Here is a 23,646-nt window from a genome sequence, read left to right as displayed (position 1 = left end):
TATGTCGAAGCTTCTCGCACCCTACGGAGACATCCGCCTCGAATCGAATGCTGCAGATGCAAAATGCACTTGCAGCATCTCGCGCAATTTAATACCAAGACACGCAACGCAACCGCAATTTTATTACCCAAGGTGCCCTATGAGCTTTCGCCTCCAGCCCACTGCCCCCGCCCGCCCCAACCGCTGCCAACTCTTCGGACCCGGCTCGCGCCCGGCGATTTTCGAAAAAATGGCGGCCTCGGCAGCGGATGTCATCAATCTCGACCTCGAGGACAGCGTGGCACCCTCCGACAAGGACACCGCACGCGCCAATATCATCGACGCCATCAACACCATCGACTGGGCGACCAAAACCCTGTCGGTCCGGATCAACGGGCTCGATACCCCGTACTGGTATCGCGACGTGGTCGACCTGCTGGAACAGGCCGGCGACCGCCTTGACCAGATCATGATTCCCAAGGTGGGATGCGCGGCGGATATCTACGCCGTCGACGCCCTTGTCTCGGCGATCGAAGCCGCCAAAGGGCGCACAAAGCGCATCAACTTCGAGGTGATCATCGAATCCGCAGCCGGCATCGCCCATGTCGAAGACATTGCAGCAGCCTCCCCCCGCCTCGAGGCCATGAGCTTGGGCGCGGCCGACTTTGCCGCCTCCATGGGCATGCAAACAACGGGGATCGGTGGCACACAGGAAAACTATTACATGATCCACGAGGGCCAAAAACACTGGTCAGACCCGTGGCACTGGGCACAGGCCGCCATTGTCGCGGCATGCCGCACCCACGGCGTCTTGCCCGTGGACGGCCCCTTTGGCGACTTTTCGGATGACGAAGGGTTTCGCGCACAAGCCCGCCGCTCCGCCACGCTGGGCATGGTCGGCAAATGGGCGATCCATCCCAAGCAGGTCGCCATCGCCAACGAGGTGTTCACCCCATCCGACGCCGCTGTGGCCGAAGCGCGCGAAATCCTCGCAGCCATGGAAGAGGCAAAGGCAAAAGGGGAAGGCGCCACTGTCTACAAGGGCCGCCTTGTGGACATCGCCTCCATCAAACAGGCCGAAGTCATCGTGCGGCAATCAGAGATGATCTCCGGCTGACGCAGCCGTGATTTGGCGCAGGCACGCGTCCGTGGCAGGGTTCGCAGCAACCGCTGAGGAGCCATACCATGAGACACGCAGCCCTGGCGCTTTGCCTTGTTTTCGCATCACCGCTAGGCGCGGATGTCACGCCGCGCCCGGGCTGGCAGGTACTGCCGACCGACAAAGCCCACGCTGCCCTGCTGGACGATCTCAAAGCGGCGGTGAAAGCACACCGCATGGGCGTGGTGACACAAGCCGGGCCGACCGGCATTGCCCGCAAACGCGGCATCAACATCCCCGAAAACAGAGTGGTGGGCGTTTTCAACAATGATTTCGCGGTCAAGGTCCTCGCCACATCGACCGCCGCCATGATCGAAGCGCCAATCCGGTTCTACGTGACCGAAAACGCAGAGGGCGCCGCAACCCTGTCCTACAAGACCCCCAGTTTCGTCTTTGCGCCTTATGCAGAGGAAGGCGGGCAGCCCTTGGCAGACCTAGCGGCGCAACTCGACGTCATTTTCGCCGACATCGCCGCAGCAGCCACGCAATAGCTCTCTCACTTTGCCAGATAAACTCCCGCCGGAGGCACAAATTCTCTGGCGCGACGCTGCAAATTCAAGCGCGCGCATCCTTGGGCGAGCCCATCACCACGTAGGACGTCATCGTCACGACCTGTGGGAGTGCGCCCAGCACCTCGGTGTGAAAATGCTTGTAGGACGGCAGATCTGCACATTCGATCCGTAAAAGATACTCGATCGTGCCTGTGACGTTATGACATTCGCGCACTTCCGGTGCCTGCGCGATGGCCTTTTCAAAAGCTTCCTGACTGGCTTTTCCATGCTCTCCCAGTCCGATCCCGACATAGGCGACAAAGCCACCGCCCACCGCCGATCTGTCCAGCACGGCGCGATAGCCCTTGATGACGCCAGCACGCTCCATCTCCTGCACCCGGCGCAAACACGCCGAGGGCGAAAGCGCGACCCGCTCGGCCAGTTCGATGTTGCTGATGCGCCCGTTGTTTTCCAGCTCGCGCAATATCTGCTCTGATTTTTTATCCAGCTTGCTCATAAGTTGTGATTTTATCCGCAAGAAGAGGAAATTTGCAACGCATGACCACTCGATTTCATATAATTGTTGCGCATGGAACTTGATGTACTCTCGGCGCTTGTCGTCTTTGCCTTTGTCAGCTCTGCCACGCCGGGGCCCAATAACCTCATGCTCATGGCGTCCGGTGCGAATTTCGGCTTTGCCAGATCCGTGCCCCATATGTTGGGGATCGCCATCGGTTTCGGGGTGATGATCATCGGTGTCGGGCTCGGCCTCATCCAGATTTTTGATGCTTTCCCGGTCAGTTACATGGCTCTGAAAATTCTGTCAGTCCTCTATATGAGCTGGTTGGCCCTGAAAATTGCGCGCGCAGCGCCCGCCGCTGCAGGCAAAGCAGGCGGCGCACCTTTGACTTTTGTTCAGGCCGCAGCCTTTCAGTGGGTCAACCCCAAGGCGTGGGCCATGGCGCTCACAGCGCTGTCGGTCTACGCCACCGAGGCCACCCTTGTCGCCTTCGTTCTGGTCGCAGGCGTTTTCAGTGCGGTCAACCTGCCCGCTATCACCCTGTGGACCATTCTGGGGCAGCAAATGTCGCGCCTGCTGACCAATCCAGGGCGCCTGCGCGCCTTTAACTGGAGCATGGCGGTACTGCTGATTGCCTCTCTCTACCCGGTGCTTCAGCCCGCGTGAGGCGATTGCAAAGGGCGTCAATGCCCGCCATATAAGGGGGCAACACAGCGGAGTGGGCAGATGACGCAATACATGGACTTCGAAAAACCTCTGGCCGAGATCGAAGGCAAGGCGGAAGAGTTACGCGCAATGGCGCGTGCCAACGAGGACATGGATGTCACGCAAGAGGCCTCGGCACTGGATGCGAAAGCCAGTGCATTGCTGGAGGACCTGTACAAATCACTGTCGCCGTGGCGCAAGTGTCAGGTCGCGCGCCATCCCGAGCGCCCCCATTGCCAGCACTACATTGACAGGCTTTTCAAGGAATATACGCCGCTTGCCGGTGACCGGAACTTTGCCGACGATCACGCCGTGATGGGCGGCTTGGCGCGATTCAACGACCGTCCGGTCATGGTGATCGGTCACGAGAAGGGCAACGACACCAAAAGCAGGATCGAACGGAATTTCGGCATGGCGCGCCCGGAAGGGTACCGCAAGGCGATCCGGCTTATGGATATGGCGGATCGGTTCGGCCTGCCCGTCATTACCCTTGTGGACACGCCCGGCGCCTATCCCGGTAAAGGGGCCGAGGAGCGCGGGCAGTCGGAAGCGATTGCGCGGTCAACGGAGAAGTGTCTGCAGATTGGCGTGCCACTGGTGTCCGTCGTCATCGGCGAGGGTGGCTCGGGCGGCGCTGTGGCCTTTGCGACCGCCAATCGCGTGGCGATGCTGGAGCATTCGGTTTATTCCGTCATCAGCCCTGAGGGGTGCGCATCAATTCTGTGGAAGGATGCCGAAAAGATGCGCGAGGCTGCAGAAGCCTTGCGCCTGACCGCACAGGACCTCAAGCAACTGGGGGTCATTGATCGGATCATTCCCGAGCCTCTGGGCGGCGCGCACCGTGATGCGCCGGCTGCGATTGATGCGGTTGGCAAGGCGATTGAGGGCATGCTGGCCGATCTGGACGGCAAGGATGGCCCGGCGCTGGTTCAGGACCGGCGGCGCAAGTTTCTTGATCTGGGCAGCAAGGGGCTGGCGGCCTGACAGGCGCTTTGATCCGCCGGCCGGAACAGGACCAAATCGCGGGAGCCTCCGGCGGGAGTTTATCTGGCAAGATCACAGGGAGCAGCGCGCACTGGTCTCAGCTGGCGAGCATCCTCAGGCCTTGTGTAACATCCGAGCGAACAGCCAGCCGCAATCCGGGTTCATCGCCTGCGCGCAAAGCGGCGATGATCAGCCTGTGGTATTGCGGTGGCTCGGTACGGCGCAGCTTGCCATAAAGCGCGCGCATGGTCGGGCCCATCTGCAGCCAGACGGTTTCCGCCATCGCCAGCATTGCCGGCGCCTGCGCACGCAAATAGAGGGTGCGGTGAAATTCGAGGTTGGTGCGGATATAGCTGACCGCGTCGCGATGGGCGACAGCTTCGGCCACCGATGTGTTGATGGCCTGCAGCCTTTCAATCAGGGCCATATGCGCTCTGGGCAGGGCACGGCTGGCCAGTTCAACTTCGATCAGGGCACGCAGCGCGGCCAGTTCTTCGATGCGCTCGTTGCTGAGCTCCGGTGTCGATATCCGGCCCGAGGACGACAGTGTCAGCGCGCCCTCGGCCACCAGCCTGCGTACGGCCTCGCGCGCGGGCGTCATCGAGACATCAAAGCTTTTACCGATCCCGCGCAGGGTGAGCGATTCGCCCGGGGCGAGCACGCCCTGCATAATCCGTGTGCGCAGCGCACGGTAAACTCTGTCGTGGGCGACCGGGGTTGCGTCGGGGGGGCGTTGATTCAGGATCATGGCCTTTTGTGATCACAAGCGCGACGCCCGTCAAGACGGTGCGACAAAACGATAGCGGTGCAGCGCGTTGCCTTCGCCGCGCAGCCATGCGCGCTGTCGGTCGTATTCGCCGAAAATGTCGACCACTGTACGCCAGAATGCCGGTGAATGGTCCATATGGGCAAGATGGGCAACTTCATGCGCGGCCACGTAGGACAGAACATCGGGCGGCGCGAGCACCAGCCGCCACGAGTACATCAACCGGCCCTGTGTCGTACAGGACCCCCAGCGCGAGCGCGTGTCGCGCAATGTCAGTGCGCTGTAGGTTCTGCCCAGACGCGACGCGTAGAGATCCGAGGCGGCGGCGAGACGTTCGCGGGCCAGAGCTTTGAGGTATCCCTCAAGCCGTTTGGCGACGCGCTCGGACGGTCCGGGGACATGAAGCTGCGTGCCGGTGATGGTCACTTTGCGGCCTGTTCCCTCAGACAGTTGCAGCATCCGGCCTTCGACAGGCATGCATACGCCAAGTTCGATCTGCACATCTGTGGCGCGGGACGCGAGATGCTTGCGAATCCATGGCTCTTTCTCACGGGCAAAATCAAGCGCCGTGTCGAGCGCGACCCGCTTGGGCAGCGTCAGCGTTACGCGCCCGTCCAGTTGGGACACCCTGAGCGAAATGCGCCGCGCCCGCGCGGAATGGCGCAATATAAGCGGGATATCGGGCTCTCCGGGCAGGAAATGCTGTGTCATGGGGGTCGTCCTGGATGCGCCTTCAGGGCAAGTGGTGTGAAGCAGGTCTTTACAGTACTCCCGTCATATGGCAGTTGGCCTGAATCATCTACACCTGAACACACATGCAAAGGGGATTTCCATGCCCAAGGAAGAATGGGGTACGAAGCGCGTCTGCCCAACGACCGGCAAGCGCTTTTACGATCTTAATGCCGATCCGATCATCAGCCCCTATACCGGCGAAGTGGTCGAAATTGACCTGTCAAAGTCGCGCATGATTGCGGCGGACGCCGCGGATGCCTCTGCCACCAAGGCCAAGGCAGATGTCGACGAAGATGCCGTTCTGGAAGACGAAGAAGACGTGGATGTGGATCTGGGTGATGATCTGCTCGACGACGATGACGACGACGAGGACAGCGTGCCGCTGGAAGAGATCGCCGACGTCGCGTCAGAGGACGACGAATCCTGATCTGAACCGTAGCGCGGCGGGGGATGCTTTTTGCTCTTGATCCCGCCACGCCACGCCGCTATTGAGCGGCACTACGGGGCCTTAGCTCAGCTGGGAGAGCGCCTGCATGGCATGCAGGAGGTCAGCGGTTCGATCCCGCTAGGCTCCACCATTCCCCACATTGTGACAAATCGCGCATGCGCGAACCGCGCCGTCGGTGTGCCAGCCGTGCATCGGGCGCGCCGGACATCCCGGCACCGGACACCCCCCTGAACCACATCAAGTCGCGGCCGCGCGAAAGCTGCTCGCCTGCTGCCACCGGAATACATTGGGAGGCGTTGGCTTCTAATCACACCCAATGATCGCGGTTGCGCGCGATATCTTCGGCGATCCAGCGTTTGTACACGGTGCGAATGTGTTCTGTGACCGGACGCGCGCCCGTGCCGATGGGCTTTCCATCAATTTCTGCCACCGGTGTCTGGGCGCCAAAGGTTCCGGTGAGAAAGGCCTCTTCGGCGCCGTAGGCTTCGTAGAGCGAGTAGTTCTTTTCAAAAACCGGGATGCCCTCGGCACGGCAAATGTCGATCACCTTCTGGCGGGTGACCCCGTTCATGCAGTAATCTCCGGTCGAGGTCCAAACCTCGCCGCGGCGCACGATGAAAAAGTTGCAGGCATTCGTGGTGTTCACAAACCCGTGCGGATCAAGCATCAACCCCTCGTCGGCACCGGCCTGCTCTGCCTGCAAACAGGCGATGACGCAGTTCAGTTTTGAGTGGCTGTTGAATTTGGCGTCCTGCGACATGGGCAGCCCGCGAACCTGGGGCACGGTGGCCAGACGGATACCACGCTGCTGGAGCGATTGCGCAGGCTTTGAATGTTCCATGATGATCACCAGCGTCGGCCCGGACCGGCTTAGCTGCGGGTGCTGAAAGGGCTTGTCCTTGATACCGCGGGTCAACATCAAGCGGCAGTGCACATCGGTCGTCATGCCATTGGCCTTGGCCGTCTTGTTCAGCGCCTCGCGGATTCCCTGCCTGTCCATCCCGACCTCCAGAGACACCGCTTTGCAGCTGTCAAAGAAGCGGTCCATATGCGCATCGAAAAAAGACCACACGCCATCATATAGCCGCATGCCCTCCCACATTCCGTCGCCCAGCATGAAGCCGCTGTCGTAGACGGAAACCTTTGCGTCGTCGCGGTGCACGATCTCGCCGTTGACGTAAATCTTGATGTCGCGGTTGCGCGCGTCTTCGGTTGCGTCATGGGTTGTGTGTGTTTCGGTCGTCACGGCAGCCTCGGTATTGTTTGGCGGATGACCGAGAGCCAAGCAGTTTGCCCCGACGGCGGCAAGCCCCTAGTTCACCCAGACGTCCGGCTTGCACGGGCCGCCAGCCACGCGCCAAAGGTGATCAACACGCTGGAGAACAGCAAAACCCATGTCATCGGCGCGATACCGACCGCCACGAGGACAAAGGTTGAAAGTACCGGCGCGGCATAGGACGCCACCCCCAGCAACTGGATATCGCCGCGCTTGACCCCGATATCCCAGATGAAAAAGGCCAGCCCCACAGGGCCTGCGCCCAGCCCCACGACCGCCAGCCACGTGACCGGGTCGTCAGGCCAGACGGGTGTTTCAAAGGCCAGATGCGCCAGCGCCGACAAGCCGGCCGTGGCCAGACAAAAGACCGAAATGCTTGAGGTCGGGGTGCTGCCCAGCCGTCGCGAAATCACCGAGTATCCGGACCACGTCAGCGCACACAAAATCGCCAGAGCGTAGCCCAAAGGTGCGTCAAGGCCGAGGCTGGCGCCAGCGCCCCCCGCAACCAAGAGCCCCGCGCCGGCAAAGCCAGTGACCGCGCCCGCAACGTGCCCGCGACGCAAGCGCTCGCCCGGTAAAAGCCCGGAAAACAAAACGATGAGCAGCGGCCAAAGATACGCGATGAGCCCGGCCTCGGCAGGCGGCGCAAGCCGCAGTGCCGAAAAATAGAAAAAGTGGTATCCGAACAGACCGGCAGTGCCAAAGAGGTAAATCTTCCAGCTGATCTTTCGAAGCGCGCCCAGATCACCGGTTACCGCGATCCAGACCAGACCCAGCAAGCCACCGATGGCAAAAGACATCGCCGTCAGCTGAAACGGCGGGATCGGCGCTGTCATGACGGTCAGAACGGCCAGCAACGACCACAAAAGCACCGCTCCGAACCCAAGCGCCGTAGCGCGCTGTTGTCTCATCTTCCGACCTGTACTTGCCTGACCGGTACGTAACACCTGTGCGCTGGTCCGGTTTTCGGTGTCAGTAACCACACCCTGCCAGCAAAAGAAAGGGGCCCCGGGAGGCCCCTTTCGTCTACGCCCGAATTGCGCAAATCAGCTTTTGCCCTTCCACGGCACGAGTAACCTCTCGGCCCAGCGCATCAGCATGTCGATGCCAAAACCGATCACACCAATGAGGATGATACCAAGGATAACGATGTCAGTGTTCTGGAACCGCGAGGCGACCATGATCATCATACCGGCACCCTGTTCGGCGGCGACCAGTTCTGCGGCCACAACGGTGCCCCAGCAGACCCCCATGGCAACCCGTGCTCCGGTAAATATCTCGGGTAACGAGTTTGGCATGATGACATAACGCATGATCTGCCACTTGCTGGCGCCCAGCGAATATGCCGCATGAACCTTGGAAATATTCACACCGGAAACGCCCGAACGCGCGGCAATCGCCATGATCCACAGGGCCGCAAGGAACAGCAGTATGACCTTGCCGGTTTCACCGATCCCGAACCAGATGATCACCAGCGGGATCAACGCCAGCGGCGGTACGGGTCGCATGAATTCGACGATCGGGTCAAACCACCCGCGGAACCAGTCACTCAGCCCCATGGCATAGCCCAGCGGTATGCCCACAAGCGCACCGATGAGAAAGCCCGCAACAACGCGGAACAGCGAATAGCCCAGATGCTCCCACAGGGTGAAGCTGCGGAAACCTTCCTGCAAGACGTTGATCGTACGGGTCCAGACCTGCTCTGGCGGTGGCAGATACAGTGGCTCCATCTGCCAGCCACGATAGGGCGCGACGTTGGGTGTCCCCTTGTCAGACAGGGTCACCGTACCGTTTTCGATGTTTACGGTTTCGCCTCGCGCAATCGGCTGCCCGTTGATGGCCACGACTTCGGCGCCATCCTTCTTGCTAATCTCGTCATTGCCGTCGACGCGCACAAGTCCGGTGCGCCACTGGGCGATGGTTGTGGTATCATTCTTGGCAAAGCCGTCACCCGGCGCCACTTCGGGCGCCTCAACTTCCTGATCGCGCGGATACACCAGAACAGTCACCTCGGCATCGTCGCGCTGACCGTCCGCTTCGGCGGTGTAGGTGAATTTCATCTCACCCACGAAGGGGCCCGGCACGTGCAAAAAGCCCGGCAACAGGCTTGATCCCGTGAACATTCCCCAGATCAGGAAAATGGTCAGAATAGACAGAATGCCCGCCATCCGGTTGGGGCGCACAGCGCTTTCATCCCCGAAGGTAACCGTCTTGAGAGAGGTAAAATCCTTGGCCGTTGCCTGCTGGACCACTTTGGTGACAATGAAATACGATGCGACAAAGACACCGACGTAAATGAAAAGAACGAACAAACCAGTCATGATGCGTTCTCCGTCCGGCCCATGATTTCTTCTTCCATATCCCAGATCATACCGAGAATTTCTTCGCGCCTCGGGCCAAATTCTGCGTGTTTCTTGACCTCTCTGAGATCAGCGCCCACACCCAGTTCTGCAAAAGGCAGCCGGTATTCCTTGTGGATGCGTCCGGGCCGCGGAGCCATCACAATCAACCGCTCGCCCAGCAAAAGTGCCTCTTCGACCGAGTGTGTGATCAGGATGATCGTCTTTCCGGTCTCTTTCCAAAGCTTGAGCACAAGGCTTTGCATTTTCTCACGGGTCAGCGCATCCAGCGCGCCCAAGGGTTCGTCCATCAGGATCACATCAGGATCATTGGCAAGGCAACGGGCAAGGGCCACGCGCTGCTGCATCCCGCCTGACAATTCATAGACTGCCTTTTCCTTGAAATCCTGCAACCCGACCACATCCAGCAGGTGATCGACGATCTCTGCCTTTTCCTTGTTCGGCATGCCTTTCATAGACGGACCAAAGCCCACATTGTCGCGTACCGACATCCATTCAAAGAGCGCGCCTTTCTGAAACACCATACCGCGTTCGGCGTCAGGTCCGGTGATCTCGTGGCCGTTCAGTGTCAGCGTTCCGCTGGTCTGCGCCAGAAAACCGGCAACGATGTTCAACAGGGTGGTCTTGCCGCAGCCGGATGGGCCCAGAACGCTCATCAACTCGCCCGGTTTGAGGTCGAGCGACACGTTCTCCAAAGCTTGCACATGCGAGCCGTTCGGCAAATCAAAGCGCATCGAAATATTTTCTAGGGATAGTCCTGACATCTGGTTCCCTCGCGGTCAGTCAGACAAAATGAGCGGGCTTGGCAATATGCGCCGCTTGTAATCGAATTGGCGCGGAGCAGATCGCCCCGCGCCAACCTAGGCTTTTACATGTTGCCCGCAGCTTCGAGAGGGGCTGTGTTCAGCGCACCCTCATAGCTGTCGAGCGCCGAGTCGATGGACCCTGCTTCGACGAAGACGTCCGCCACACCCTTCATGAAGGGCGCCGCTGTACCGCCGAGCCATGCTCCGGAGAGCTGGTCTTCGATGGATGGGAACGACATGGTTCCAATCGCGCTGCGCGCAGCTTCCAGATCCATACCGGACTGTTCCGCGATAACTGCCAGCATTTCATCGCTCGAGTTTGCGTTCCACTCGGCGTTTGCATCCGCAGTTACCTTGAGGAACTTCGACAGAATGTCGCCGTTTTCGGCTGCAAATGCAGCAGGCACAGAAGTGACGTCAAAGACGAGGATGCCGATTTCCTGCTTTTCAGGGCCGGTCAGCAGAACGTCACCGACTTCCTGCATACGCGCCCAGCCGCCGCCGTAGCCACATGCAAAGTCAACTGCTTTCTGTGCCAGCGCGTTCGCGCCTTCTGGCGGAGGCATATCGACGATTTGCAGGCTGTCGAGTGGCACGTTGAAGTGGTCCATCTGACGGATGAAGCTGTAGTGCGCCGCGGTACCCAGTGGTACAGCAACTTTCTTGCCCGCCAGTTCGCCAGCGGAATCCTTGTCGATTTCGAGGTCCTGGTGAACCGCGCAACCCTGGTTTTCGGCGTAGCTCACAGCCACGTCTACCAGTTGAAGGTCCTGACCACCGGATGTGGCGACCACAAAGGGTGGCAGACCTTGCGACAGGGCGATCTGCACGTCACCGGACGCCATCGCCGCCGACATCGCAACACCGGTTTCGAAGGAAACCCAGTTTACCTTCATGCCGAGCGCTTCGTCATAGGCACCAGAGGCCTTGGCTGCCAGTGCAGGCATGGGCCATTCAAGGAAGTAAGCGACTGTGATTTCGCCGTGGCCATCCGCAGAGGCGGAGTGCGCACCCAGCGCCATCACCGCACCCGCAACAAGGGCACATGTTGTCTTTTTGATCATTGATGTTCTCCCGTTGATCATTGACCGGCACATTTGGAACCGGTTTGTTTTGCTAACGCGTCCGGACAAACTCCGGCTTCTTGTGTTGTACACACCCCCATCAGATGTCAGTTTCCAAGACCCTGCAAGCGCATTATTGAGACAGCTTGGTGTTTCATGACGGTTTGATGAAAATAAATTCACTGCAATGCACCTCTAGGTGGCAACCGAACGCATAAGTGCAGGTATTGTCTGAAAGGACTGTAGACTGCTCCGGCGCGAAGTTGCGACGCGCGACATACTGGTGGCAATGCGGCGCGCCGGGAAAGGACCACTTCTGGATGGCCGATGAGTCCAGTTTAACATCAATCCGCCCGCCGCCATTCAACCTGATCCCGCATCCTCAGAACGGCCATGGCCAGACCTGCCCCCAGAACCTGCGGCAGCCGGAACGCATAGGTCGGGATTTCGGTCACCGGAAAGGGCAGATCTTCAAGGGGTGTTCCCAGTGTCCGCTGCGCAAGCACCTGCCCCATAATCTGGCTCATCGCCACACCACGCCCGTTGTACCCCAGCCCGGCCACCACACCGGGCGCCGGCTCGTGCAGATGCGGCACCCTGTCTTCGGTCAATGCGATGTGACCGCCCCAAAAATGCTTCCATGTCGCACCTTTCAGGCTGGGAAAGGTCTCGGGCGCGTCTTTGAGAATCCAGCCAAATCCGCCCATGCCGCCCAACGGCCTGCGAAATCCGATCCCGCCAAACAGCATCTGCCCGCCGGGTTCGCGCCGCGCATACATGATCAGACGCCGCGTGTCGGAGATCGTGTGCCCCTCCGGCAGGATGGGGCCGATCTGCTCTTCGTTGAGAACACCCGTCGCCATCTGCGACGACATCAGCGGCAGGACCGAGCGTTTCAGCCCCGACACCAGACCGTCAGAGTATCCGTTGGTGGCAACAACAACCTTTTCGGCGTCGACCCGATGACCCTTCACCTGCAAGTGCCAGCGTCCGTCGCGGCGTGCCATGTCACTGACTGGTGAAAAGCTGAACACCTGCGCGCCCGCCGCGCGCGCCACCCTGTCCATACCGCGCACCAGCGCCATGGGTTGCACAGCACCGCCCCGCGCGGACAAAGTGCCAGTCGCATAGCCCCGCGCACCGGTCAGACGCTGCACATCCTCGCGCTCCAGAAACTCGAAACCGGCGCCGTGATCGTTCCACAGCTTGGCGTTGCGCCGTGCGACATCGCGCGCCGCGGCGCAGTGATCAACCCGTATCCAGCCCTTTTGCCGTGCTTCACACTCGATCTGGTAGGCACGGATGAAGGCGAACAAAGCATCTGCAGAACCAAGCGCGGTGTGGCTCATCCGCTCGAAATAGCGCGTGCCCACTGCCTTGTGCAGATCATCGGGTTGGGCCACCGGCAGCATCGGGTTGACCTGTCCGCCATTGCGCCCGGATGCACCGAAACCGACATCACCGGCCTCAAACACTGCGACCTGAACGCCCGCTTCAGCCAGTTGCAGCGCTGCGCGCAATCCGGTAAATCCCGCGCCGACAACCGCCACGTCAACGCTCAGGTCGCCCTCCAGCGTGACCGCCGGTGCGGCTTCCGGGGCGGTCACCCGCCAAAATGCATCTGGTATCTGCATGACGCCACTAGGATCGCCGTTGCGCGATCCGTCAATGTAGAATTGATGGGCGATTTTAATGCCCCTTTGTGCATGATAGATCAAAAAACCGCGGAAATACCGAAGTTTTTGCTACCAGGCCTTCTCCTGCCTGACATTTTGGCCCTATGCTTGGGTCAATTCTGGCCCTATTTAATGCGCCTAAAAATCAGTCATTCTGGCGTAAATTCGGAACGCGCCGCGCTCCGATTCTCTGTACGTTCCCGCACTTTATGAAAGGTCTGATCCATGGACGGCAATTTCAATGAAAACGACCTGTCGCGCGTCGTCGAAGCCGACCGCGCAAACGTCTGGCACCATCTGATCCAGCACCAGCCATTTTTCACCGGCGCGGACCCCAAGATCATCATCGAGGGCAAAGGCCTGCGCGTCTGGGATCAAAAGGGCGTCGAGCACATCGACGCGGTCTCCGGCGGTGTCTGGACAGTCAACGTCGGCTACGGCCGCGAAAGCATGGGCGATGCCGTGCGCGACGCCATCGTCAAGATGAACTTCTTTGGCGGCACCGTGGGCACGATCCCCGGTGCAATGTTTGCCGAGCGTTTGATCGAAAAAATGCCGGGACTGGATCGCGTCTACTACGCAAACTCAGGCTCTGAAGCGAATGAAAAAGCCTTCAAGCTGGTCCGCCAGATCGCGCACAAGCGCTATGGGGGCAAAAAGTACAAGATCCTGTACCGCGACCGTGACTACCACGGCTCTACGCTGGCGACGATGTCCGCCGGCGGGCAGGACGAGCGCAACGCACAATACGGCCCCTTCGCGCCGGGTTTTGTGAAAGTTCCGCACTGCCTTGAATACCGCAAGCACGAGCAGGAAGGCGCGCCGGATCAGAACTACGGCGAATGGGCTGCAAACCAGATCGAAGAGGTCATCCTGCGCGAAGGCCCTGATACCGTGGGCGCCCTGTGCCTAGAGCCGGTGACAGCCGGCGGCGGTGTGATCGAGGCGCCGGAAGGATACTGGCCGCGTGTTCAGGAAATCTGCAAAAAGTACGACATCCTGTTGCACATCGACGAGGTTGTGTGTGGCGTGGGCCGTACCGGTACGTGGTTTGGCTATCAGCACTACGGCATCCAGCCAGACATGGTGTCGATGGCCAAGGGCGTTGCGTCCGGCTATGCAGCGATCTCCTGCCTTGCCACCACCAACGAAGTCTTTAACATGTTCAAGGATGATACCTCGGATCACCTCAACTATTTCCGCGATATCTCGACCTTTGGCGGCTGCACGGCAGGTCCGGCGGCGGCACTGGAGAACATGCGGATCATCGAAGACGAGGGGCTGCTGGAAAACACAACGGCGATGGGCGATTATATGCTCGACCAACTGCGGGCTCTGCAGGACAAACACGCGGTAATCGGCGACGTGCGCGGCAAGGGCCTTTTCCTTGGTGCCGAGCTTGTCGCAGACCGCGAGACGCGCGAACCCATGGAAGAAGCCAAGGTGCAGGCTGTGGTCAAGGACTGCATGGCGCAGGCGGTTATCATCGGCGCGACCAACCGGTCGATCCCGAGCAAGAACAACACGCTGTGTTTCTCGCCTGCGCTGATTGCCACGAAAGACGACATCGACCAGATCGTCTCTGCCGTGGATGGCGCGCTGGGGCGTGTTTTCGACTGATACCCCGGATCGCGACACACAATCGGCCTCGCCTTCAAGGCGGGGCCTTTTTTGTGGGTAACCACCCGCCACTGCGGTGCGACGCTGGTTTTCACTTCCCTTGTGGCGCGGGGCGGCAGGGGACCTCGACCCAGATGACTGACAGGTCACGCATCCTTTTTGAGCCGACAGGCAGCGCCAAGAAGGCACTCCCGCCCAGCGCAGGGCACCAACATCAGACCGGAACCGGCGCATAGCTGCCTTGCAGACATAAACGGTTTTTCCGCCGCAGTTTCGCGGTAGAATATAATCGTTGCTTGCGAGCCTGAATGGAAAGCCGTTCGGCGCGGCATACGCAGACAGGCGTTTGGGCTGTATCCGCGCGCCTGTGGTAGGTATGTAAAGCCGGACAGGGAACCGCCGCGCGTTTCGCTCGTTTGCAAGAAACACACAGGAGATAACGCCGTGAGAAAATTGACCCTAAGCCTCTGTGCCGTGCTGGCGCTGGCCGCATGCGAAACGAAGGAACAGGAAACCATCGCGGGCGCTGCCGCAGGCGGGCTGATTGGTGCTGCCGTTGGCGACCGCGAAGGCGCAATCATCGGCACTGCCATTGGCGCTGTAGTCGGGGCCAACGCGCAAACCGGCGCGCGCCGCAGTTGCGTGTGGGAACGCTCCGACGGATCCCGTTTCAACGCGCCCTGCCCCGAGGGCTACTGACAGCGTAAACGCCGGGCGATACGAGCCGGCGCGTAATCGCACGCGGGGCCCGTTTCTGGACCGCGAGCGCCCTACAGCGGCTCGCCCGCCGGCGGCCTGACGAGAATATGAAAATCCGACTGGGTGATGGGTTCCGCAAAACCGCCCATGTCACGATAGCCCATCCGCCTGTAAAAGCTGATGTTGCGCGGCGTAAAGGTGGTCAGATAGCTCGAAACGCCAGCTTTGTCCGCTTGGGCAAGGACGGGCTCAAGCAAAGACGCCCCCTTGCCGCGCCCCTGCTGATCCGGCGCCACCGCAAGGATCGACAGATACCAATGATCTGACAGGTCCATGGCCGCTTCGTGCCGGGCCATGTTCTCTTCGATCGCGGCAAAGGTCTGCGCGCAAGCCGTCCCCATCGCGGCGACCAGCGCCGTGCGCTTTGCCTCGGCCTTTTGCCGCGATTGCTCTGCATCCAGCGGGACAGACCACACCGAGATACCTTCGGTGCCCTCGGCCATTCCCAAATGCCCCCAGACAACCGCCTCGGCAATCGACAGATCATAATAGCGCAGCATGGCATCACGCGCAGCCTCACGCTCGGGAAAGGCCGCTTCCAATGTGCGGTAAAACGGATCGGGCCGCAGCGCGCTATAAAGCAGCGCGGCATAGCTTGGGTATGTCAGGGTCATGCGCCGGGCGGGCCGAAAAAGCCGACGATCTGCGCAATGCGACCGTTTTCATCGACCTGCGCGAAATCAACCCCGTCTATGCGCACGTCACCGTCAGCGGTGATCATCTGCCACCCGAAATAGAGATACCCGTGATGCTGGCTGACTTGCGTGCTCAGCACAATTCGGGTGCCGGGCATCTTTGCATGCATCCCGCCGATATGCGCATGCAACGCTGCGCGGCCCCGCACTTGGGCGCTCGGGTCGGAGTAGACACCATCATCGGCCCAGACCCGCGCCAGAAGCGCGGCACGCGCATCATCATCGGCCGTACTCCACGCCAAACAATAGTCTTGCAAAGCAGCATCGGGCTCCATGGCTCCCCCCATTATCGGTCCATTCGACCCGATGCTACTTTGTGCCGCCGTGGATTGTCACGCCAAAGCGAGACAGGCGGCAATCTCGTCTTTCAGATGCATCCGTTCCTTGCGCATCTGGATCATGTGAAAATCATCTGTGGGCTCCACGTTGGTCTCCGCACGGTGAATGGCACGATTGACCCGATGATACTCCTCGAACAAACGCGCGAAATGCGCATCCTGACTCTTCAGCAGGCTGATCTCCTCCTGCATATGCGGAAATTCCTCGATCAGTTCGTGCGGTACATGAGACATCGTCTCTCTCTCCTTTCATGTCGAGAATATTAGCTGCCCCGACGGGCTTTGGGATGCAGCGAGGCTGCAAGAATATGTTCAGACGCGTTGACGATGTGGTTTGCCGATCCAAGAATCAGCGGATCAGGCGGCGTCGCCACGCTCAGATCCTTGTCCGGATAGTCAAAGTGGGACAAAAAGTGCCGCATGCAGGCCAACCGCGCGCGCTTTTTGTCGTTCGACCGGATCACCGTCCACGGCGCATCCGCCGTATCGGTGTAAAAGAACATCGCTTCTTTGGCTTCGGTATAATCGTCCCACTTATCAAGACTTGCCCGGTCAATCGGCGACAGCTTCCAACGTTTCAGAGGATCGGTTTCGCGGGATTTGAACCGCGCGTGCTGCTCGTCACGGGTGACCGAGAACCAGTATTTGAAGAGTTTGATGCCCGAACGCGTCAGCATCCGCTCCAACTCCGGGGTCTGGCGCATGAATTCCAGATACTCGTCAGGCTCGCAAAAGTTCATGACCCGCTCGACACCCGCGCGGTTGTACCAGCTGCGGTCGTACAAAACGATTTCCCCTGCTGTGGGAAGATGGTCAATGTAGCGCTGAAAGAACCACTGCCCGCGCTCGGCTTCGGATGGCTTGTTCAGCGCGACAACACGCGCGGCCCGAGGATTGAGATGCTCAGTAAACCGCTTGATCGTCCCGCCCTTGCCTGCGGCATCGCGACCCTCGAAAAGCATGACAACTTTCTGACCGGTCTCCTGCACCCAGAGCTGTACTTTTAGCAATTCGACCTGAAGCGCCGCCTTTTCTGCCTCGTAGGTGTTGCGATCCAGCTTTTCCGAATAGGGGTACGGGACTTTCTCCGGCGCGGTAACTTTCCGTGCTGGCGCGGCAGATTTGGTTGCGGTTTTCGGGCGATCCTGAACAATATCTTTCATGGCGCGTCCTTTCCTTGGTGTTTCGGATGCAGGATGTACACTCTGTGCGCCGTTGTCTCTGACCTATGTCAAACTTGCCGCACAGCAGCGATGTTTTCCCGTGCTGGTGCACCGCGGCCAAATTGGCAGCAGGTTGATCCGCCCGGCACCTTGGCCTACGAGACAGCAGCCGCAACGCCGGAAAGGGCACAGAAGATGATTGCTTACGTTACGGTAGGTACCAACGACACCCAGCGCGCCGAACGGTTCTACTGCGCGTTTCTGCCTGCATTGGGGTATGCGCTGGAGCGGTATCACGGCGATCTCAGCTATATCTTGCCTGCCCCCGCCGACACGCCCGTCGCAGCGCCGGATTTCTACGTCAAATCCCCGTATAACGGTGAACAGGCACATGCTGGCAATGGCAGTATGGTGGCGTTTCAGGCGGCACACCAACAGCAGGTACGCGACCTGCACGCGGCTGCTCTCGCCGCGGGCGGCAGGAATGAAGGCGCGCCGGGCTTTCGCGCCGCATACGGCGCACAGTTTTATGTCTGCTATCTGCGCGACCCCGACGGCAACAAGATCGCGATTTTTTCCAGCAACCCGGACGACCCCGGTCGCGACGACTGATCGACGCGACAGGCGCGCGTTGGCAGATGTATGCGCGTGCCTGATCAATCCGCGCTGTGCCGCGAACAGCACCCGATACAACGGCACCGCCGTTTTCACCAATTCAACCGGGGCGCAGGCCACGCACTACAGGCAACTCTCCCGTGTTGCCCAAGCAACCTGACCGCGCTAACGATAAAGCCAGTGTAGTCCGAGGGCATGTCACATGATCGAGAAATTTGGGCCGGAAACAGCACTGTTGCTGATAGACGTACAAAAGGGCGTTCATGATTTTGCGCACTGGGGCGGCCCGACCGGGCGCATGAACAACCCCGAATGCCATGCAAAGCTCTCCAGCCTGCTTAACGCCTTCCGCGCGGCGGGCCGTCAGATCGCCTTTACCCAACACGACAGCATCGAGCCTGACAGCCCGCTCAAGCTGGCGCTTCCCACCGGAGCACAGCTCGAAGGGCTCGACATCGCGCCCGACGACATCGCTGTCCAGAAAAGTGTCAACTCGGCCTTTATCGGCACCCCCATGGAACTGCATCTGCGCCGCGCAGGGATCACCCGGCTTGTGGTGGCGGGATACTTCACCAACTTCTGCGTCGAAACCTCGGTAAGGATGGCCGGAAACATGGGCTTTGACGTCTACCTTGCGCATGATGCCTGCGCGACCTGCAATCGCGTGGACCTCAATGGCGTGGACCATGACCCGCAGCTCGTTCACGATCTCTCTGTTGCCGCCATGCACGGCGAGTTCTGCACCGCCCTGACGACGGACCAGCTGATCTCGCTTCTGTCCGGCGCCTCGACGGTGCTGAGCCGTGCGCAGGGCAACGAACCCACCAGCGCCAAGCCAGAAGCCCGTACCGCCTGAACAGATGCGCGCTTTCAGCGTATTGGGGTCACAAGGTACGCGACATCCGCTGTCACACACCAAGGCACTTGCAAAAGTGTCATTTATTGATACTAATAGTTTCAGTAATCGATAAATTTTTCAATTATTTGAGTGCCATCGCGGGGGAGATGATGGGATTTTCCACAGGCTATAGTACCAGTTTGCCAGCAATCTAAGTCCAGTATATGATCTTGGCATGGCACTACCGGTAGAAACCTTCTTTCTGCACCCTGACGCTCAGGGCACGCTGCAATCGCAGATCCAGCAGATGATCGCGCAGGGCATCTTGTCAGGCCGGTTCCAGCGCGGCGAAAAACTGCCCTCCACCCGCCGCCTGGCAAAACATCTCGGCGTCAGCAGGATCACAGTGACCATCGCCTACACCGAACTTCTGGCCAACGACTACCTGACATCTCAGGGGCGTTCCGGCTACTACGTCTCTGAAAATGCGCCGGTGCCGCCAGACTTCTCACCCGGCGCAGTTACCGAAGACGCCGTAGACTGGACCCGCGCGATCGGCCAGCGGTTTTCGGGAGGCGACACCGTGCGCAAACCCCCCGACTGGGGCGGTTACCGCTTTCCGTTCATCTATGGCCAGGCAGACCCCGAACTCTTTGATCACGCCAACTGGCGCCTCTGCGCGATCAAGGCGCTGGGGCAAAAGGACTTCACCGCACTGACCACGGATTACTACGATCAGGACGATCCGCAACTGATCGAATTTATCGCCCGCCACACGCTGCCCCGTCGGGGGATCGCCGCGCGACCCGAACAGATCCTGATCACGCTGGGCGCACAGAACGCGCTTTGGCTCACAACGCAGGTCCTGTTGACCCAGCGCCGGCGCGCCGCGCTCGAAGACCCTTGTTATCATGCCCTCAGAGACATCCTGTCGCAGTCACGCTGTCACGTGACACCTGTGCGCGTGGACGCAGACGGCATGCCGCCCGACGCCATTCCGCCCGACACGGATGTCATCTTTACAACCCCCAGCCACCAGTGTCCGACGACCGGCACAATGCCGATGAACCGGCGGCACGAACTGCTTGAGCGCGCCAGCGAGATGGATGCCCTGATCGTCGAGGATGACTACGAATTCGAGATGTCCTTTCTCAAAAGCCCCTCGCCCGCGCTCAAAAGCCTCGATGCCGATGGCCGGGTCATCTATGTGGGCAGCTTTTCCAAGTCGCTGTTTCCCGGCCTGCGGCTGGGCTATCTGGTCGGGTCCGAGCCGTTCATCCGCGAGGCGCGCGCGTTGCGGGCGTCTGTCTTACGGCACCCGCCGGGTCACGTCCAGCGCACCGCCGCCTACTTTCTGTCGCTTGGCCACCACGATGCGCTGATCCGGCGGATGGGCTCTGCCCTGCACGAGCGCCGCGAGGTGATGACCCGCGCGATTACGGAACACGGGCTGCAAATTGCCGGGCGCGGGGCCTATGGCGGCTCGTCTTTCTGGATGCGCGCGCCCGAGGCCGTGGACACCGAAGAACTGGCCCGTCGCCTGCGGGCACGCGGCGTGCTGATCGAACCGGGCCACTCGTTTTTCGCCGGGCCAGCCCGCCCGCGCAACTTTTACCGTCTGGCCTATTCCTCCATTCCCGCCTCCCGCGTGGCACAGGGCGTGGCCATCGTTGCGCAGGAAATAGAGGCAATGACCAAAGTGGCCTTATCCCGAAGTTGATATTGGCCCTAACACAATGTAAGCGCATACACTACTTTCACGCCAAGCCGAGATTCGCGCGAAATTTTTAGCCCCAAAGGAGCACCCGACATGAAGATGACCACCGAAGAAGCCTTCGTAAAAACTCTGCAATCGCACGGCATCCGCCATGCGTTTGGTATCATTGGGTCAGCCATGATGCCGATCTCGGATATCTTCCCTGACGCGGGGATCAAATTCTGGGACTGCGCGCACGAAGGGTCTGCCGGCATGATGGCAGATGGCTACACCCGCGCGACCGGCGAAGTGTGCATGATGATCGCGCAAAACGGCCCCGGCATCACCAATTTCGTCACAGCGGTCAAAACCGCCTACTGGAACCACACGCCCCTGCTGCTCGTGACACCACAGGCCGCAAACAAGACCATCGGTCAGGGCGGCTTCCAGGAAGTCGAGCAGATGAAGCTCTTTGAAGACATGGTGGCCTATCAGGAAGAAGTCCGCGATCCGTCGCGTGTGGCCGAGGTACTGGCGCGTGTCATCGCCAAGGCAAAGCGCCTGTCCGGTCCGGCGCAGCTGAACATTCCGCGCGACATGTGGACACAGATCATCGACGTGGAAATCCCCGAGCCAATCGAGTTCGAGGCGTCCCCGGGCGGTGAAGGCTCCGTGGCCAAAGCAGCCGAACTTTTGTCTGCGGCCAAAAATCCGGTGATCCTGAATGGCGCGGGTGTCGTGCTCTCCAAGGGCGGCATCGAGGCATCCAAGGCGCTGGCAGAGCGTCTCGACGCACCCGTCTGTGTGGGCTACCAGCACAATGACGCCTTCCCCGGCAACCACCCGCTTTTTGCCGGGCCGCTGGGCTACAACGGCTCCAAGGCGGGCATGCAACTAATCAAGGACGCGGACGTTGTTTTGTGCCTTGGAACGCGGCTGAACCCGTTCTCGACACTGCCCGGCTACGGCATCGAATACTGGCCAGCAGATGCAAAGATCATTCAGGTCGACATTAACCCAGACCGCATCGGCCTCACCAAGAAGGTAACCGTAGGCATCGTCGGCGACGCGGCCAAGGTCGCCAACGGCATCATCTCCCAGCTTGCAGATGACGCAGGTGATGCTGGCCGCGCCGAGCGCAAGGCCAAGATCGCCCAGACCAAATCCGCATGGGCGCAAGAACTGACATCGCTGACGCACGAACAGGACGATCCCGGCACCGACTGGAACGTGCGTGCCCGCGCTGCCAAGCCTGACTGGATGAGCCCGCGCATGGCATGGCGTGCGATCCAATCCGCACTGCCCGTAGAGGCGATCATCTCCTCCGACATCGGGAACAACTGCGCCATCGGGAACGCATACCCTGCGTTTGAAGAAGGTCGCAAGTATCTGGCACCGGGCCTCTTTGGCCCCTGCGGCTACGGCCTTCCTGCCATCGTCGGCGCCAAAATCGGTCAACCGGACGTTCCGGTTGTCGGCTTTGCCGGTGACGGTGCATTCGGTATCGCGGTGAACGAACTGACAGCGATTGGCCGCGGCGACTGGCCGGCCATCACCCAGATCGTCTTCCGCAACTACCAGTGGGGCGCCGAAAAGCGCAACTCGACCCTGTGGTTTGACGACAACTTCGTCGGGACCGAACTGGACGAAGAAGTCTCTTATGCCGGCATCGCACAGGCCTGCGGCCTGAAAGGCGTTGTTGCCCGCACACAAGACGAGCTGACCGACGCGCTGAACCAGGCGATCAAGGACCAGATGGAAAACGGCGTCACAACGCTGATCGAAGCAATGATCAACCAGGAACTGGGCGATCCGTTCCGCCGCGACGCCATGAAGAAACCTGTCGAAGTTGCTGGCATCAGCAAGGAAGACATGCGTCCACAAGCCGTCTGATCCTGAGTGTCAGGACCAGACCGCATAAAAGCCAGGGAACAGGCCATGAGCGTTCTGCGCGATCTCAAGACCCGCGCAAGCGCCCGGCCTGCCCATATCGTGATGAGCGAAGGCACGGATCCCCGCATCGTCGAGGGGTCCGTCGCTGCGGTCAAAGCGGGCATCGCGCGCATAACACTCGTGGGTCCGGAGGATGACGTCGCCGCAGCCCTTGTTGCCGCAGGCGCGCCAAACAATCCCGCGATCACCATTCAGGACCCCGAAACCTCTGATCTGACGGCGGAACTGGCGGGTCTTTTTCACGACCTGCGCAAGCACAAGGGCCTGTCGGCCGAAGTGGCCGAGACACAAGCCCGCAACCCGCTCGTCTTTGCGGCACTCATGGTGCGGCGCGGCCTCGCAGACGGCACCGTCGGCGGTGCGGTCGCCACCACGTCCGACACGGTTCGTGCCGCGCTGCAGGTAATCGGCAAGGCGCAAGACGCCCCGCTTGTGTCCAGCTTCTTTCTCATGGCGCTGCCCGAAGGCCACCCGTCAGGCCGCGATGCAATGATCTTCGGCGATTGCGGCCTCGTGATCGACCCCACGTCGGAAGAGCTCGCCGCCATCGCCGTCGCCTCTGCCGCCTCCTGCCGGCAACTTCTCAATACCGACCCCAAGGTCGCGCTGCTGTCCTTTTCGACCATGGGCAGCGCACGTCACGCCCGCGTCACCAAGGTTACCGACGCGCTCGCGATCCTGCGTGAAAAACACCCCGGCCTGCAGGCCGATGGCGAGTTGCAGTTCGATGCGGCCTTCGTTCCCGAGGTCGCCAGCACCAAGGCCAAAGGCTCTGCTGTTGCGGGCCACGCCAACGTGATGATCTTTCCCAATCTCGACGCCGGAAACATCGGCTACAAGATCGCCCAGCGGATCGGCGGCGCCGAGGCAATTGGCCCCGTTCTGCAGGGCCTCGCCAAACCCGCCAACGACCTGTCGCGCGGTTGCGTGGCCCGGGACGTCACGAACATGATCGCCATCACAACTCTGCAAGCCGCCCCCTAACCGTTAGGAGCCCCGTCGT

General features: G+C 60.4%; 25 protein-coding genes and 1 tRNA gene. 13 read left to right on the top strand and 13 right to left on the bottom strand.

All coding sequences use genetic code 11. The features are described 5' to 3' along the window. Positions 1–139 precede the first annotated feature (139 nt). Both AC2D8V_RS01750 and AC2D8V_RS01745 read left to right on the top strand, forming a co-directional pair. Positions 140–1,096, top strand: a complete 957-nt coding sequence (locus AC2D8V_RS01750; RefSeq protein ID WP_484731791.1) for an L-malyl-CoA/beta-methylmalyl-CoA lyase — start codon at positions 140–142, stop codon at positions 1,094–1,096. 68 nt (positions 1,097–1,164) lie between these two features. Next, positions 1,165–1,629, top strand: coding sequence for a DUF302 domain-containing protein (locus AC2D8V_RS01745; protein WP_484731790.1), 465 nt, complete (start codon positions 1,165–1,167; stop codon positions 1,627–1,629). 64 nt (positions 1,630–1,693) lie between these two features. Here the strand turns inward: AC2D8V_RS01745 and AC2D8V_RS01740 are convergent, their stop codons facing one another. Further along, complete coding sequence (locus tag AC2D8V_RS01740; RefSeq protein WP_484731789.1) at positions 1,694–2,146, bottom strand: Lrp/AsnC family transcriptional regulator; 453 nt, start codon at positions 2,144–2,146, stop codon at positions 1,694–1,696. 72 nt (positions 2,147–2,218) lie between these two features. Here AC2D8V_RS01740 and AC2D8V_RS01735 point away from each other — a divergent pair, with 72 nt between their 5' ends. Together AC2D8V_RS01735 and AC2D8V_RS01730 are read left to right on the top strand one after the other, a co-directional pair. Continuing rightward, positions 2,219–2,815, top strand: a complete 597-nt coding sequence (locus AC2D8V_RS01735; RefSeq protein ID WP_484731788.1) for a LysE family translocator — start codon at positions 2,219–2,221, stop codon at positions 2,813–2,815. Between the two features lie 60 nt (positions 2,816–2,875). Further along, positions 2,876–3,838 carry an acetyl-CoA carboxylase carboxyltransferase subunit alpha gene (locus AC2D8V_RS01730; RefSeq protein WP_484731787.1) on the top strand — a complete coding sequence of 321 codons (963 nt, stop codon included), beginning with the start codon at positions 2,876–2,878 and terminating at the stop codon, positions 3,836–3,838. A gap of 97 nt (positions 3,839–3,935) precedes the next feature. Here AC2D8V_RS01730 and AC2D8V_RS01725 read toward each other — a convergent pair whose 3' ends face one another. Together AC2D8V_RS01725 and AC2D8V_RS01720 are read right to left on the bottom strand one after the other, a co-directional pair. Continuing rightward, complete coding sequence (locus tag AC2D8V_RS01725; RefSeq protein ID WP_484731786.1) at positions 3,936–4,586, bottom strand: GntR family transcriptional regulator; 651 nt, start codon at positions 4,584–4,586, stop codon at positions 3,936–3,938. A gap of 30 nt (positions 4,587–4,616) precedes the next feature. Continuing rightward, a complete protein-coding gene (locus AC2D8V_RS01720; protein WP_484731785.1) occupies positions 4,617–5,315 on the bottom strand; it encodes a M48 family metallopeptidase in 699 nt (232 codons plus the stop codon). Positions 5,316–5,436: 121 nt separating this feature from the next. On the opposite strand from AC2D8V_RS01720, the gene AC2D8V_RS01715 reads away from it, so the two are divergent. Then, positions 5,437–5,763, top strand: a complete 327-nt coding sequence (locus AC2D8V_RS01715; RefSeq protein ID WP_484731784.1) for a TIGR02300 family protein — start codon at positions 5,437–5,439, stop codon at positions 5,761–5,763. 75 nt (positions 5,764–5,838) lie between these two features. Continuing rightward, positions 5,839–5,914, top strand: a tRNA-Ala gene (locus tag AC2D8V_RS01710). 177 nt (positions 5,915–6,091) lie between these two features. Here the strand turns inward: AC2D8V_RS01710 and AC2D8V_RS01705 are convergent. The 6 genes from AC2D8V_RS01705 to AC2D8V_RS01680 form a co-directional block, all read right to left on the bottom strand. Further along, entirely contained in the window at positions 6,092–7,030 is a 939-nt protein-coding gene (locus AC2D8V_RS01705) for an aminotransferase class IV (protein WP_484732642.1), read from the bottom strand. Between the two features lie 71 nt (positions 7,031–7,101). After that, positions 7,102–7,971 carry an aromatic amino acid exporter YddG gene (yddG, locus tag AC2D8V_RS01700; protein ID WP_484731783.1) on the bottom strand — a complete coding sequence of 290 codons (870 nt, stop codon included), beginning with the start codon at positions 7,969–7,971 and terminating at the stop codon, positions 7,102–7,104. Positions 7,972–8,106: 135 nt separating this feature from the next. Then, positions 8,107–9,372, bottom strand: coding sequence for an ABC transporter permease (locus AC2D8V_RS01695; protein WP_484732641.1), 1,266 nt, complete (start codon positions 9,370–9,372; stop codon positions 8,107–8,109). Positions 9,373–9,377: 5 nt separating this feature from the next. Then, positions 9,378–10,184 (bottom strand): taurine ABC transporter ATP-binding protein, encoded by an 807-nt coding sequence (locus tag AC2D8V_RS01690; protein WP_484731782.1) that lies wholly within the window; start codon positions 10,182–10,184, stop codon positions 9,378–9,380. Between the two features lie 104 nt (positions 10,185–10,288). Beyond that, positions 10,289–11,290, bottom strand: a complete 1,002-nt coding sequence (locus tag AC2D8V_RS01685; RefSeq protein WP_484731781.1) for a taurine ABC transporter substrate-binding protein — start codon at positions 11,288–11,290, stop codon at positions 10,289–10,291. A 344-nt stretch (positions 11,291–11,634) separates the two neighbouring features. After that, on the bottom strand, positions 11,635–12,924 hold the full coding sequence (locus tag AC2D8V_RS01680) for an NAD(P)/FAD-dependent oxidoreductase (protein ID WP_484731780.1): 1,290 nt from the start codon (positions 12,922–12,924) through the stop codon (positions 11,635–11,637). A 267-nt stretch (positions 12,925–13,191) separates the two neighbouring features. Here AC2D8V_RS01680 and AC2D8V_RS01675 point away from each other — a divergent pair, with 267 nt between their 5' ends. Then, complete coding sequence (locus tag AC2D8V_RS01675; RefSeq protein WP_484731779.1) at positions 13,192–14,586, top strand: aminotransferase family protein; 1,395 nt, start codon at positions 13,192–13,194, stop codon at positions 14,584–14,586. 444 nt (positions 14,587–15,030) lie between these two features. After that, positions 15,031–15,285 (top strand): glycine zipper 2TM domain-containing protein, encoded by a 255-nt coding sequence (locus tag AC2D8V_RS01670; RefSeq protein ID WP_484731778.1) that lies wholly within the window; start codon positions 15,031–15,033, stop codon positions 15,283–15,285. A 71-nt stretch (positions 15,286–15,356) separates the two neighbouring features. Here AC2D8V_RS01670 and AC2D8V_RS01665 read toward each other — a convergent pair whose 3' ends face one another. The 4 genes from AC2D8V_RS01665 to ppk2 are packed head-to-tail and all read right to left on the bottom strand — an operon-like array spanning position 15,357 to position 17,541. Continuing rightward, a complete protein-coding gene (locus AC2D8V_RS01665; RefSeq protein ID WP_484731777.1) occupies positions 15,357–15,959 on the bottom strand; it encodes a GNAT family N-acetyltransferase in 603 nt (200 codons plus the stop codon). Then, a complete protein-coding gene (locus AC2D8V_RS01660) occupies positions 15,956–16,315 on the bottom strand; it encodes a nuclear transport factor 2 family protein (RefSeq protein ID WP_484731776.1) in 360 nt (119 codons plus the stop codon). Before AC2D8V_RS01660 ends, AC2D8V_RS01665 begins: the two co-directional genes overlap by 4 nt. A 57-nt stretch (positions 16,316–16,372) precedes the next feature. Further along, entirely contained in the window at positions 16,373–16,612 is a 240-nt protein-coding gene (locus AC2D8V_RS01655) for an HP1242/YdcH family protein (protein WP_484731775.1), read from the bottom strand. A gap of 29 nt (positions 16,613–16,641) precedes the next feature. After that, entirely contained in the window at positions 16,642–17,541 is a 900-nt protein-coding gene (gene ppk2, locus AC2D8V_RS01650; RefSeq protein ID WP_484731774.1) for a polyphosphate kinase 2, read from the bottom strand. Between the two features lie 195 nt (positions 17,542–17,736). Here ppk2 and AC2D8V_RS01645 point away from each other — a divergent pair, with 195 nt between their 5' ends. From AC2D8V_RS01645 to pta, 5 genes are all read left to right on the top strand, one after another. Beyond that, on the top strand, positions 17,737–18,153 hold the full coding sequence (locus AC2D8V_RS01645) for a VOC family protein (protein WP_484732640.1): 417 nt from the start codon (positions 17,737–17,739) through the stop codon (positions 18,151–18,153). A 205-nt stretch (positions 18,154–18,358) separates the two neighbouring features. Then, entirely contained in the window at positions 18,359–19,012 is a 654-nt protein-coding gene (locus AC2D8V_RS01640) for an isochorismatase family protein (RefSeq protein WP_484731773.1), read from the top strand. Between the two features lie 217 nt (positions 19,013–19,229). Next, positions 19,230–20,714 carry a MocR-like pyridoxine biosynthesis transcription factor PdxR gene (pdxR, locus tag AC2D8V_RS01635; protein WP_484731772.1) on the top strand — a complete coding sequence of 495 codons (1,485 nt, stop codon included), beginning with the start codon at positions 19,230–19,232 and terminating at the stop codon, positions 20,712–20,714. 90 nt (positions 20,715–20,804) lie between these two features. Further along, complete coding sequence (gene xsc / locus AC2D8V_RS01630; protein ID WP_484731771.1) at positions 20,805–22,583, top strand: sulfoacetaldehyde acetyltransferase; 1,779 nt, start codon at positions 20,805–20,807, stop codon at positions 22,581–22,583. A gap of 45 nt (positions 22,584–22,628) precedes the next feature. Then, entirely contained in the window at positions 22,629–23,627 is a 999-nt protein-coding gene (pta, locus tag AC2D8V_RS01625) for a phosphate acetyltransferase (protein WP_484731770.1), read from the top strand. Positions 23,628–23,646 lie beyond the last annotated feature (19 nt).

The organism is Roseobacter sp. YIN89, from assembly GCF_057219365.1.
The sequence above is the reverse complement of the archived record's forward strand: the minus strand, read 5'-3'. Positions and strand labels throughout refer to the sequence as shown.

Excerpts from the sequence above, each read along its gene's own strand:
- AC2D8V_RS01750 (WP_484731791.1), top strand. The coding sequence starts at position 140 with ATGAGCTTTCGCCTCCAGCCCACTGCCCCCGCCCGCCCCAACCGCTGC.
- AC2D8V_RS01745 (WP_484731790.1), top strand. The coding sequence starts at position 1,165 with ATGAGACACGCAGCCCTGGCGCTTTGCCTTGTTTTCGCATCACCGCTA.
- AC2D8V_RS01740 (WP_484731789.1), bottom strand. The coding sequence starts at position 2,146 with ATGAGCAAGCTGGATAAAAAATCAGAGCAGATATTGCGCGAGCTGGAA.
- AC2D8V_RS01735 (WP_484731788.1), top strand. The coding sequence starts at position 2,219 with ATGGAACTTGATGTACTCTCGGCGCTTGTCGTCTTTGCCTTTGTCAGC.
- AC2D8V_RS01730 (WP_484731787.1), top strand. The coding sequence starts at position 2,876 with ATGACGCAATACATGGACTTCGAAAAACCTCTGGCCGAGATCGAAGGC.
- AC2D8V_RS01725 (WP_484731786.1), bottom strand. The coding sequence starts at position 4,586 with ATGATCCTGAATCAACGCCCCCCCGACGCAACCCCGGTCGCCCACGAC.
- AC2D8V_RS01720 (WP_484731785.1), bottom strand. The coding sequence starts at position 5,315 with ATGACACAGCATTTCCTGCCCGGAGAGCCCGATATCCCGCTTATATTG.
- AC2D8V_RS01715 (WP_484731784.1), top strand. The coding sequence starts at position 5,437 with ATGCCCAAGGAAGAATGGGGTACGAAGCGCGTCTGCCCAACGACCGGC.
- yddG (WP_484731783.1), bottom strand. The coding sequence starts at position 7,971 with ATGAGACAACAGCGCGCTACGGCGCTTGGGTTCGGAGCGGTGCTTTTG.
- AC2D8V_RS01690 (WP_484731782.1), bottom strand. The coding sequence starts at position 10,184 with ATGTCAGGACTATCCCTAGAAAATATTTCGATGCGCTTTGATTTGCCG.
- AC2D8V_RS01685 (WP_484731781.1), bottom strand. The coding sequence starts at position 11,290 with ATGATCAAAAAGACAACATGTGCCCTTGTTGCGGGTGCGGTGATGGCG.
- AC2D8V_RS01680 (WP_484731780.1), bottom strand. The coding sequence starts at position 12,924 with ATGCAGATACCAGATGCATTTTGGCGGGTGACCGCCCCGGAAGCCGCA.
- AC2D8V_RS01675 (WP_484731779.1), top strand. The coding sequence starts at position 13,192 with ATGGACGGCAATTTCAATGAAAACGACCTGTCGCGCGTCGTCGAAGCC.
- AC2D8V_RS01665 (WP_484731777.1), bottom strand. The coding sequence starts at position 15,959 with ATGACCCTGACATACCCAAGCTATGCCGCGCTGCTTTATAGCGCGCTG.
- AC2D8V_RS01660 (WP_484731776.1), bottom strand. The coding sequence starts at position 16,315 with ATGGAGCCCGATGCTGCTTTGCAAGACTATTGTTTGGCGTGGAGTACG.
- AC2D8V_RS01655 (WP_484731775.1), bottom strand. The coding sequence starts at position 16,612 with ATGTCTCATGTACCGCACGAACTGATCGAGGAATTTCCGCATATGCAG.
- ppk2 (WP_484731774.1), bottom strand. The coding sequence starts at position 17,541 with ATGAAAGATATTGTTCAGGATCGCCCGAAAACCGCAACCAAATCTGCC.
- AC2D8V_RS01645 (WP_484732640.1), top strand. The coding sequence starts at position 17,737 with ATGATTGCTTACGTTACGGTAGGTACCAACGACACCCAGCGCGCCGAA.
- AC2D8V_RS01640 (WP_484731773.1), top strand. The coding sequence starts at position 18,359 with ATGATCGAGAAATTTGGGCCGGAAACAGCACTGTTGCTGATAGACGTA.
- pdxR (WP_484731772.1), top strand. The coding sequence starts at position 19,230 with ATGGCACTACCGGTAGAAACCTTCTTTCTGCACCCTGACGCTCAGGGC.
- xsc (WP_484731771.1), top strand. The coding sequence starts at position 20,805 with ATGAAGATGACCACCGAAGAAGCCTTCGTAAAAACTCTGCAATCGCAC.
- pta (WP_484731770.1), top strand. The coding sequence starts at position 22,629 with ATGAGCGTTCTGCGCGATCTCAAGACCCGCGCAAGCGCCCGGCCTGCC.